At 33.8% G+C, this 12,409-nt stretch carries 10 protein-coding genes; 4 read left to right on the forward strand and 6 right to left on the reverse strand.

The features are described from left to right. Positions 1-131: 131 nt before the first annotated feature. Positions 132-1,040, reverse strand: coding sequence for a LysR family transcriptional regulator (locus KA858_RS05560; RefSeq protein WP_210135199.1), 909 nt, complete (start codon positions 1,038-1,040; stop codon positions 132-134). A 142-nt stretch (positions 1,041-1,182) separates the two neighbouring features. Here KA858_RS05560 and KA858_RS05565 point away from each other — a divergent pair, with 142 nt between their 5' ends. Continuing rightward, positions 1,183-2,379: an MFS transporter gene (locus KA858_RS05565; protein ID WP_210135200.1), complete on the forward strand. Its 1,197-nt coding sequence runs from the start codon at positions 1,183-1,185 to the stop codon at positions 2,377-2,379. Positions 2,380-2,538: 159 nt separating this feature from the next. Here KA858_RS05565 and KA858_RS05570 read toward each other — a convergent pair whose 3' ends face one another. The 3 genes from KA858_RS05570 to arsB all read right to left on the reverse strand — a co-directional run bounded on the left by KA858_RS05570 (position 2,539) and on the right by arsB (position 6,629). Beyond that, the gene (locus tag KA858_RS05570) at positions 2,539-3,933 is read right to left on the reverse strand and encodes a YfcC family protein (protein ID WP_210135201.1); all 1,395 of its coding nucleotides are present in this window, start codon (positions 3,931-3,933) and stop codon (positions 2,539-2,541) included. A gap of 234 nt (positions 3,934-4,167) precedes the next feature. Then, entirely contained in the window at positions 4,168-4,869 is a 702-nt protein-coding gene (locus tag KA858_RS05575; protein WP_210135202.1) for an NAD(P)H-dependent oxidoreductase, read from the reverse strand. Positions 4,870-5,339: 470 nt separating this feature from the next. Further along, positions 5,340-6,629, reverse strand: a complete 1,290-nt coding sequence (arsB, locus tag KA858_RS05580; protein WP_210135207.1) for an arsenite efflux transporter membrane subunit ArsB — start codon at positions 6,627-6,629, stop codon at positions 5,340-5,342. A 266-nt stretch (positions 6,630-6,895) separates the two neighbouring features. On the opposite strand from arsB, the gene KA858_RS05585 reads away from it, so the two are divergent. Together KA858_RS05585 and KA858_RS05590 are read left to right on the forward strand one after the other, a co-directional pair. Then, a complete protein-coding gene (locus KA858_RS05585; protein WP_210135203.1) occupies positions 6,896-8,503 on the forward strand; it encodes a MutS-related protein in 1,608 nt (535 codons plus the stop codon). A gap of 165 nt (positions 8,504-8,668) precedes the next feature. Next, entirely contained in the window at positions 8,669-9,850 is a 1,182-nt protein-coding gene (locus KA858_RS05590) for a DUF418 domain-containing protein (protein ID WP_210135204.1), read from the forward strand. A gap of 91 nt (positions 9,851-9,941) precedes the next feature. Here the strand turns inward: KA858_RS05590 and KA858_RS05595 are convergent, their stop codons facing one another. Further along, entirely contained in the window at positions 9,942-10,493 is a 552-nt protein-coding gene (locus KA858_RS05595; protein WP_210135205.1) for a DUF805 domain-containing protein, read from the reverse strand. A 140-nt stretch (positions 10,494-10,633) separates the two neighbouring features. Further along, positions 10,634-11,500: a hypothetical protein gene (locus KA858_RS05600; protein WP_107629340.1), complete on the reverse strand. Its 867-nt coding sequence runs from the start codon at positions 11,498-11,500 to the stop codon at positions 10,634-10,636. 151 nt (positions 11,501-11,651) lie between these two features. Between KA858_RS05600 and KA858_RS05605 the strand changes: the two genes are divergently transcribed. Continuing rightward, the coding region (locus KA858_RS05605) for a response regulator transcription factor (protein WP_210135206.1) at positions 11,652-12,409 on the forward strand (758 nt) is incomplete at its 3' end.

Here is a 12,409-nt window from a genome sequence, read left to right on the forward strand (position 1 = left end):
AATTTCTTAGTGAAATTCTCTTTGTTGGGGCCCCGCCCGCAAGGGTGACTAGAACTGAGAAAAGCTTGAATTAAGCGCCTTCTCAGTTCAGTCAGCTACTGCGAATTTGCAAAATAGCATTATTATATTATTTATGTCCCAGCCTCCTTATAGTCTTTTAAATAGTTAATAAATTCAAGCACGGTTGGATCATTTTGATGTTCTTGATGTGTGATGGCTACAAAGTCAACTGTATAATCGAAAGATCGTCCTAAAGGTAACGCTTTAATCCATTCATTGTTTAAAAAAGGCTCATTCTCAACCATAAAGCTTGATACAATACCCACACCTAGCCCTTCAGCAACGGTTCTCATTAAGACAATTGGATTATTTGTACGGAAGACAATCTTCAAATCTCCATTCGCTTCTTGAAATTTCTTTAAATGATGATGATAAAAGCTACGATCATATAAGACAAATGGGTACGCTTTAATATCCTCAAGATCCACGGTTTCTTTGAACGAAAGTTTCGATTTAGCTGGCACAATCAATTTAAAATTCGAACCAAAATGAAGTGGAAATTCAATAATATGATTTGATATTTCAGAATGATTGGTCTTACCTATCAACCCTAAATCAATATCATGGTCTTCAATCATTCTTAATATATCTTCTTTATCAGATTCAATGACTTCGATGTCTACATTGGGATGATCTTTTTTAAATTGTGAGAGTACTTTAGGAAGTAATTTATGGAACAAGGTTGGATTCGTAGCAATTTTAATTCTACCTTCAAAATGTGTTTCAATACTATCAACTTCTGAAAGCAGCGCATGTTTGGCTTCAATAATATCTAACATTTTAGGAATGAGACGTTTACCGATTTCTGTAGGTACTGTCCCTTTTCTAGAACGATAAAATAATTTATAACCTAATTCTTCTTCTAAATGTGCTATAGATTGGCTCATCGCTGATTGACTAATGTGCATACGTTCACTGGCATGAATCATAGATTCCTGTTCATACACTGTTTTAACATAACTCAATTGTTCGAAATTCATATATACCTCTTTATATCAGTTCTACTTATATTAAATTCATTTATTCTAATTATACATTAGTTTTGATTATTTATATAATAAACCATGCGCTTAAAAAACAATATAGAGTCTAAGTCACTCTAACTATTTTAGGAGGGACATAATGGAACATCGCTTATGGACAAAAGATTTTATCTTCGTTACATTAGTGAACTTCTTTATGTATTTAATACATTACATGCTTATCGTAACGGTCACAGCGTTTACTATTGACGAATATCATGCATCTGAAAGCATTGGAGGCTTAGCTGCAGGTGTATTTATTATTGGTATGTTAGGTGGACGCTTAGGTTCGGGTCGTATCATTGATTACCTCCAACCGAAATCGATATTATTTTATAGTGTCATCGCTTCAGTGGCCGCAATTGCTTTATACTTCACTATTACGAGTATATGGATTCTCATGTTAGTTCGTTTCATACATGGTATTGCTTTTGGATTCGCATCAACAGCAACTGGCACCATATCCTCAAGAATTATTCCTGAAGTACGTAAAGGTGAAGGTATCGGTTATTATGGATTAAGTGTGACATTAGCGTCAGCTTTAGGACCATTTTTCGGATTAATTTTAAATCATCGTCTAGGTTTTTCTTCTATCTTTACGATTAGTTTAATCAGTATCGTAATTGCTTTAGTTTTCACTACTTTTGTTAAAAGGCTTCCAATCAATATCGCCTCAAACGAAGATGAAGCGAATGCTCAACCTAAAGGCATTCACGCTTATTTACAACGAGAAGCCTTACCGATTTCAATGGTTACAATGTTGGTTGGCATAGCTTATTCAAGTGTGTTATCTTTCTTATCCATTTATGCCGAGTTACTAAATTTAGTTACTGCAGCAAGTTATTTCTTTGTTGTATATGCCTTAGCGACATTTGTAACCCGACCTTTCACTGGCAAAATTTATGATCATTATGGTGAAAATAAAGTAATGTATCCAGTTATGATTAGTTTTGTAGTTGGTTTAGTTATATTGAGTATGACAACCTCATCATTATTTTTACTGATATCAGCAGCATTTATCGGATTTGGTTATGGCACCATTATTCCCACTGCACAAGCCATTGCAATTCAACAATCTCCTAAGCACAAAATGGGGTTAGCAACATCAACCTATTTTATTTTCGTAGATTTCGGTGCAGGTATGGGACCATTTATACTTGGACTAATCATTCCATTTATGAGATATCGCAACTTATATTTAGCCATGGCTTTACTATTAGCCGTCGCAATTATTGTGTATTATATCGCCCATGGTAAACATCATAAACATCCATTCAATACAACAGTAAACAACTAACTGATCATATGAAACAAGCGCGTTTCTATAATGTTAGGAACGCGCTTATCTATTGATATATCAACGTTTATTAGACGCACCGACCTCTAACTTCAGACAAACGTCAGTCTTACCTCGTTTTATTTTCACACTGTTTATATGTAGATTTAAAGACACATTTTAATATCCAATTATAAGTGCCACCGACATGGCTACTGCACAAATAACCACCCAAAGCAGTATCAATTTCCATACAAATTTTATCCATTGTGTATAGGTAATGCGTCCAACAGCTAACGCTCCCATTAAGATTGCTGACGTTGGGAATAAAATATTGCTTATTGAATCTCCATATTGGAAAGCAAGGACAGTTAACTGACGATTAATATGAAGCAAATCAGATATTGGTACCATTAAGGGCATGGTTGTTAATGCTTGTCCTGATCCAGATGGTATAAAGAAATTAAGTAAAAATTGTAATATAAACATCGCAATAATAACAAATGAAGCTGGTATATCTGACAATAGCATTGTCATACCATGAACAATCGTATCGATGATTTTGCCATTTTCCAAAATAACAACAATACCTTTGGCGAATCCAACAATCATTGCACCAAATAAAATATTTTGCATCCCTTCGATTAAAGCATTAAATGTGCCATTTAAACCGAGTCCACTTACTAAACCAGCAATAATACCTGCGAGTAAGAAATTGGCACTCATTTCATTAAATGTCCAATCAAATACAAATATTCCAAATACATTAAATAAAATTGTAGCAACGATAATCAATAAGCTTGCTGCTTGTCGTTTACTAAAATGTTGGTAAGTAACTTCTTGTACTGTATGGACTTCTTCTTTTTCGAGCTCATACACAATACTCTTAGATTTATCTTTCTTCACTTTATGAGCGTATAACATCACTGTTGAAATGGCAGCGGTTAAGATAAATAAATAGATCATCGTACGTAAGCCCCAGCCTGAGAACATGGGTAATTCAGCGACAGTTTGAGCTACCCCAACTGTGAATGGATTTAACATCCCTCCACTGAAACCACTCGCAGCGCCTAAAATCACCATAGCTGCACCTGTTAAAGCATCGTATCCTAATGTACGTGCGATGATGATTCCAATTGGTACAAAGATAATCGTTTCCTCTGCTAAACCAATTGTAAACCCTAATATAGAAAATACGGTCATCGTTAATGGAATCATAAGAAAGTTGGCCTTTCCTAGCGTTCTCATTGCTTTGTTAACACCATTTTCAAAAGCACCTGTCTTATGAATAATGCCAAAGGCGCCACCTACAAGGAATATGTAGAATACGATCTCTCCACCACTAATCAAACCTTCAGGAATGGCTCTGAATATTTCGAGAAAATTTACATTTGCCGATTCTACCGTATGGTATGTTCCTGAAACGACAAGCGTTTGGTCACCCTTCTTTTCACGTGCATACTCACCAGCAGGAATGATATATGTTAGCAACCAAGCTAGAAAAATGACAAACATTAATAATGCATATGTATGTGGCGTCTTAAACTTAAATATCTTCCGTTTCTTCTCTTCCACGACTCATCAACACCTTATATAGAATATGACTATCATTCACTCAATGATTATTTACATCATACCCTATTTACAATCAGATATACTATTACAATTTAAATTACATTTGTTATTGTTGTTATTTCATACGTATGCTAACGGGCGTCGAAAATTGGTGAACTAAAAAAGTATCGGGCGTGACACAGCATTCTATTTGAATTCACTGCGCCACGCCCGATACCTCTAACTACCAACCTTTTACTTTAATTGGCCATTATCATCGAAATCTGCTAATTTAGGATATTTAATTCTAGGAATTGCATCAATATGTTTTAATTTTTCAGCTAATTGTTCAAGATAGTCGTGTCTTACTGCTTCACTATGACTTACTTGATAAGCGATAAATGGTTCTAACGGTGTCATTCCAGAGAAATAAATCATGCCGTGATTAATATGGAATAGTACTTGTTCGTGTATATCTCCTGAGAAACCATTGGCAGCATAACTGCCTTCGGGTGAACCCGTTGTCGTTGAAATCATTGCGATTTTATCAGTCAAGCGTGCTTTATCGTAACGGTCATATTCTCCACCGTAAATGCCACCAAAAATAAAGACTTTATCAAACCAACCTTTAAGAATCGCTGGAACACTAAACCACCATAATGGAAATTGGAAAATGACTAAGTCAGCCCATAATAATTTTTCAAATTCTCCCTTAATCACTGATATCAGTTCATCGTTATCATAGGCATGTTTTTGCTCCACTGCATATTTGAAGAAGTCAGGATCTGTCAGATTTTCAAAATCCTCTTTTCGAGCTACTGGATCAAAGTTCATTGCATATAAATCGGAAACTTTAACTTCATGACCTTGTGCCTCTAATGTTTCTACAGCTTTATCTTTTAATGCGCCATTGAACGACTTTGGTTCAGGATGGGCGTATACAATTAATGCTTTCACACTCTCACCTCTATAGAATTGGTATAGTTATAGCTTTAAGATACTATGACACCATCATTTCGCCAAAAATTATGCTCGTTTTAATGTCATTAACATGTTTTTTAACTAAATTTTTAAAAGGCATAAAAAAATGAGATAGACGGATCATAGACGACACATCCGTTATCTCACTTAAGTCACTAGTACTAGACGCTCAAAGCTCTTCTAATGACGATTTATGTATATTCAACTATGTATATATCTAAGCCTTATATTACAAGGAGGTTAGACTGCAAGGTGTATAAAAGTTAGTCATTAACTGTTTGAATGGTCGAATTATACTTTAACATTTTGGGATGGCGAGCAATCTAACTTCTCTTGAATATACTTTTAACATGTTATCAGATGATTTAAACCTGATGTCCATCTATTCTTAAAAGCTACGTATCAATGCCTAACTGTCATATCCATCTTGAAATATGATTGATGTGTTAAAAAATGAGTAATGTCAGAAACAGACCTAACAACGTCATAAAGAGTACAGGAATTGTAATAATAATGCCCGTTTTAAAGTAAACACCCCATGATATTTTAACGTCTTTTTGAGCTAAAACGTGAAGCCATAACAAAGTGGCTAATGAACCTATAGGTGTTATCTTCGGACCTAAGTCAGAACCTATGACGTTAGCGTAAATCATACCTTCTTTAAGCATACCTGTTACTTGTGATTGATGTATGGCAATCGCATCAATTAAAACAGTCGGTAAGTTATTCATAATGGATGATAATATTGCAAATATGAAGCCTACCCCCATAATACTGGTAAATAAGCCATGCGTAGATATCGATGCGAATATATGCCCTAAGACAGTTGTGATACCCACATTTTTAAGTCCGAAGACGACTAGATACATACCTAGTGAGAAAATCACGATATTCCATGGCGCACCTTTGATGACTTTTCCAGTAGAAACAACGTCTGATTGACGTGCCAAGAGTAAGAAAATAATGGCGACAAAGCCAGCTATTAGAGACACTGGTACGTGTATGAACTCGCTGACAAGATAACCTATTAGGAGTATTGCTAAAACAAGCCAAGACATACGGAATAATTTCTGATCTTTGATTGCAGTATTAGGACTTTGAACCTTTTGAATATCGACTGTCTTCGGAATAGACGTTCGGAAATACAGCCAAAGGACAATGATGCTTGCAATTAATGAAAATATATTGGGCATAAACATACGACTCAAATATTCTACAAAACCAATATTAAAATAATCCGCTGAAACGATGTTAACTAAGTTACTTACTGTAAATGGTAATGACGTTGTATCCGCGATAAAACCACTTGCGATAACAAAAGGAAAGATGACTTTCTTATTGAAGCCAAGATGACGTACCATAGCTAGCACAATTGGCGTTAGAATCAGCGCAGCACCATCATTCGCAAAGAAAGCTGCGACAATCGCACCGAGAATCATGATGTACACAAACATTCTGAAACCGTCACCTTTAGATGCTCGAACCATATGTAAGGCAGCCCACTCAAAGAAACCTATTTCATCAAGAATCAATGAGATTAAAATGACCGCCACAAATGTTAACGTCGCATTCCAAACAATATGCGTTACTTCTACAATATCTGACCAACCCACAACCCCAGTAATGAGTGCGAAAACTGCGCCTATAACGGCCGTTATTCCTATATCAAGTCCTTTGGGTTGCCAAATGACAAAAACGAGTGTGATAACGAAAATAGTGATTGCTAACGCTGCCATCATATACATTCACCATGGCACACGCACATGTTATAGTTCATTAAATTATATGTAGATGCTATTTGTTTCTCTATCATATCAACCAAAGCCTCCTATACCATTATTAAGCATATCACGAGCTATGACATGAAATCTATGTGGCAAAGGTTATCTGAGTAATCCTATATTATTTTTATACTGATATAGCGTGATTGATCGATCTTTGTTAATTACATCATATTATGAAATAATTGTGTAAACGATTTAAATTTTTAAGGAGTTTAGTTATGAATATTTATCAGACTTATGCGTTATTGGTGATTGGCATCATCATTCTGGGGTTAATTGTGAATATTGCTTTGAACGTTTCAGATAAGCGAAAGTTAATTCATCATATACATACACTTTGGCGTAATAAGAAGCCAATTGAGAACTTTATACGTCCAAATGCTCGTTTCGATTATCAATTTGAGCTCAAGCGTGATCAACACGACAATCTTATTGACGATAAAACATGGTCAGATTTAAATATGGAGGAAATCTTCCATCGCAGTAACTTTAACTTCACAGCAATTGGAGAAATGCGTTGGTTCGCTACATTGCGCAATATGTTTAAGGTTAATGACCATCAACTCTTAGACTACTTTAATAACAATGAAACATTTAGAGTTAATGTATCTTATCATCTCGCTTCTATCGGAAAAGTGGTTTATCCTATCTTTCCAGATCAACTTAAACCGATTAAACGTAATAATTTATTTATGATATGTCCATTCTTACCATTGATTGGCATTATTATCATTCTATTTTCGCCATCAACTGGTGTACTTATAACTCTTTTCGCAGTGCTATTGAATATTATTTTATCCGGTAGTCTTAAACGCACATATGATCAAGATTTGAAGTCACTATTCTACACAGCGAAAGTACTTAAAGAAGGCTATCATCTTGACCAAATTGAAGGCACACCTGAAGTTAAGACGAACTTTAATCACTTTAAAGGTGCGCGTCTATTTAGCGGTCTACTTGGCGAAGTGGGCGATCAAGATATTGGCGGCGCATTCATCATGTTAATCAAGATGGCATTTATGGTTGACTACTTCCTCTTTCATATCATCCAGCATACGTATTATCGATATCAAGACGAAGTACTCGCCTGCTATGACTATGTGAGTACCTTAGATAATCACTATTCATTAGCCATGTATCGACGCACGTTGGAGACATATTGTGAGCCGACTGTCTGGTCAGAAACCACGCACGTATCATTCACAAACATAGTTCATCCTTTACTGGACAATGCCGTCCCAAATGACCTCGACATTAAACACAATATTCTACTAACCGGGTCAAATGCATCAGGGAAGTCAACATTTATGAAAGCTGTAGCTATTAACATTATCCTTGCACAAGCGATTGAAACTGCGACAGCCGATACATTTAGCTATCGACCTGGCTTAGTTTATACTTCTATGGCAAATGCCGATGATGTGTTATCAGGCGATAGTTACTTTATGGCTGAACTCAAATCGATTCGTCGCTTATTTGACATAGAAACGACATTGCCCGTTTATTGTTTCATTGATGAAATCTTCAAAGGTACAAATACAACTGAGCGTATTGCGGCTTCAGAATCCGTATTATCGTATTTGAATCATTTGCACAATTACAGAATTGTAGCAGCAACACATGATATCGAACTTTCCGAATTGTTAAAGGACAATTATCATAACTATCACTTTAATGAAACGATTGAAAACAATGAAATTCATTTCGATTATAAGATTAAAACAGGTAAAGCCAATACGCGAAACGCTATTGAATTATTGCGTATTACCCACTTCCCTGACAGCATTTACAAACGTGCCAAAGACCAAGTTAAAGATTTGGATTAACATTGTTTCATGTAAAACATTATCGGCATATGTGGGGTGTTGAGCTTAAATTCTACTTTCATCACTCCACTACTTTGTTGTGATGTTAATTATTTAAGATGGATTTAAGGTACATTTATGCTAGATTTTATCATTATTGTGTACTGTATGTATTGAGGTGACATTATGAAACGTATTACATTTGCTGACAGTTTAAGAGGTTTCAGCTTATTAGGTATATTTCTTGCTAATTTACTTATATTTCAATTTAGTTTATCCGGCAAAGACTACATCGAACATTTCCATTTAAGTCCCATCAACCAAGGCATATTCAATCTTATCATTGTACTTGTTGAAGAGAGCTTTTTACCTATTTTTGCCATATTATTTGGCTTTTCGATGGATAAGTTGTATCAGTCTATGAAATTAAAAGGATTACCACGACCTAGATTAAAATTATTACGTCGTGCCATTTTCTTACTGATTTTAGGCTTTATACATGCATCTTACATATGGGAAGGCGATATCTTAACCGCTTATAGTTTAGCGATGTTATGTGTCATCCCTTTCATTTCACTTAGTACGAAAGCCTTTAAATGGTTTAATATTATCATCATTTCTCTCGTCTTCATCATGGGCATTTGGTCTATGTTTGATGATTCACAACCGTCTACAACATCCGACAATCATGATGCTGCTGCTTATATCCATAAGGTACAGCAGATTTACACACAAGGTAGTTATGACGACATTCATCATGTAGATGACATTGCGCCATCTCCTAAATTTGCAGAATTAAAAGATCAATTAGGTGATAATAAGGGCGCCATCTTCTTGGTAGCCATCCTTTTTGAGGTACCGTTATTTACTTTAGGTATCTTTCTTTCTAGATCTGGTTGGTTCGAAAAAGATGCAAGACACTTTTGGTCGTCGAAATTATTCATATACCTGATACCAATAGCGATTATTGCCAAATCAACCATAATTTGGTTAAATAACGATGCGATTTCCGGTGTACTCATTGCTATGTTTGGACCTGTTTTATCATTTGGTTATATGAGTTTATTTAAATATTTATATCAACGTCATGAGAAACATCCTATCTTTAAAGGTTTAGAAAATGCCGGCAAAATCTCGCTCACCGTTTATATTACTCAAAGTATTATCGGTACACTTATTTTCTATAGTTACGGTTTAGGGTTATTTGGCAAAGATATACTCATCTATACCAGCATTTTATTTATTGTGATTTATATTCTTTTAGTTGTATTAGCAACATTACATCAAAGACACTTCCGATACGGTCCATTAGAATATCTTCTACGTATGTTCACTTATTGGAAATGGCATGAAGGTAAGCGAAAATAGACATACTAAAAAAGGTTCAACGTGGTTATAATGATAAACTACACGTTGAACCTTAATTTATATCGCTAAAAGCATTTTTTTAAACAATGAATTATTCATAATGTCCTTTAAATTTAGGGCTTTCTCCATATTTATTCTTATTAAATTTACTATTTAAACATGTAATCACTAATTGATAAATTGAAATAGCAAATTGAATGAGTGCAAGTAGAAGAATAAACAATAATGCCCAACCATTGTCACCGTTAGGGTCATTAATATCCCAAATCAATTGACTAATAAAAGATATCACACCTAATATAACCGATAAAATTGGAATAAGCATCGTACGATCGGTGTCATGGAAGCGTCTGACTGTCAATGCTAAATTCGGAATGAAAGTTATAATTGCATATAAAATCATATAAATGATTGTGCCAACTAACATGACTATACTTACCATTGATAACGCTCCAGATTCTAATGCTGCTGAGAACATAACCATGATTAAAGAAGCAATATAAAGAATGAGTACTGGTCCGTAAAAAATGACATGCCATAATTGCATAAACCAGAATTCACTACGTCTTGAGCGTCCTTTAAAATTAAAATAATTCTTCCAAAACAACTTAAATGCTTCGCCAAAACCTACCTTTGGATTCATAAGCATAAACTCCTTTGCGTGATTTTAATTGCCGTCTTTCCCTTCAGTTTCATCGTACCATACTGACATAATTATAAAACCCTATATAAAAAGTTCTCAGGCTAAATCAATTAACATGAGAACTCTATAACACTGGTTTATTAATTTTCTTGTTTAATGACTTTACCATTAGGGTCTAATTTAAGAATTTTATTATTTTTAGTTTTATACGTCCCTAAAATTTCGCCATCTTTATTTCGATAATTGACAATCCAATCGCCACTATGACCAACCATTTTAACATCATCCCATAAATAGTTTGTTTTACCTACCGCAATACCTTCGAAATCTGAAATCATTTGATACACTTGGTTACGAAAATATGTATTAACTGTTCCTGATTTTTCTAAGTATGCTGCAGATAATGGATTATTGTCTTCTTTATCTTTTTTAGATAATTGATCTACAATATTTATTTTGTCAGTTAATTCTGGTAAAGCTTTGTTATCTTTATTAGCTTTATAAACATCAATGAGTTTGACCTCTTTGCCTTTGCCTAATAAGTCTTTATAATCTAATGAACCCGATTGCATACGTCCAACAAAGATTTTGTCGTTACTCACACCAATCAATGCTTCAAAGTTCCCTTTATTAGGTGATACATTGTAGAAATTCATACCTTTAGGTGCATTATCAATATGTTTTTCATATTTCACAAGTTTGAAATCAACTAGCTTAAAGTTTTTATTACCAGACGCAAGTCTGTATTCATAAATACCTGTTAAAATTTCATTCTTAGTCAATGTATAGCGATCGACATCTTCCACACAGAAGGCAAGAGCCAATTTTTGTTTTTCAGTAAGTTTTGCTACTTCTTTTTCCAACTCTTGGTCTTTTTTAGACTTCTTAGATTTTGTTTGTTCTGCATTAGATTTCGTTTTACTATTATCTTCTTTAGAACCGTCATTAGAACCACAAGCTGCAAGTAAAAGTAAAAACACCCCACATATAAATACTAGTTTTTTCATCTATGTCTCCTTTTAAAATCCGTTAAGTTCTCAATAATTTCCGTAATTCCTCACTCGTTTATATCAAAATTTTATACTATAATACATTTATATACAATAAGTTATTTATCTTTCATCCATTAAAAATAATCATCTTAGAGAAGGAGAAAATATGTACAAAGTTGTAATTTGTGATAGTGACTACAATTGCTATAAAAATTTAAAAAAGAATATACCTTGGGAAAAATTTCACTTTAATTACGTTTATTATGCAAATGATGGACTAGAAGGACTTAAACTAATTAAAGATTATTTACCTGAATTATTAATAACAGATATCAATATACCTAATATTGAGGGAGTTACTCTATTAGAAAATGCAAATCAATATAATTGTTCTACCGTAATCATATCAAAACAAAAAAATTTCGAGTGCTTAAAAGCAGGAATAAAATACAATTCAATTGATTATCTATCTAAACCACTTGATTATAAAGAATTAGAAGATTTACTTGCTCAATTTGTTACTCAATTAAATACAGATTCTACTTTTACATTCTTAGATGTATTTTCATATTTCAAACACAAAAAATACAATAATTATTATATAAATAAGATTCTCGATTACATTCATAATCACTTTTTTTTGCAAATTCAAATTAAAAACATTGCTACATTACTCCAAATTAGTGAATCTTATATGATGAGACTATTTAAAAACTATGTAGGCATAAGTATAGTAGATTATATAAACCGATATCGAATATTCAAATCTTTAAATCTTTTGGCTAGTTCATATAAATTATATGAAATTTCAGAAAAAGTAGGCTTCACACATTATAAATTATACAATTATCATTTTAGAAAGTATCTAGGTATATCACCTAAACACTTCAAAACGATTTATTACGGCTCTACGTCAAATCGGAC

The organism is Staphylococcus sp. GDX8P80P (assembly GCF_017893095.1).
Taxonomy (GTDB): Bacteria; Bacillota; Bacilli; order Staphylococcales; family Staphylococcaceae; genus Staphylococcus; species Staphylococcus borealis.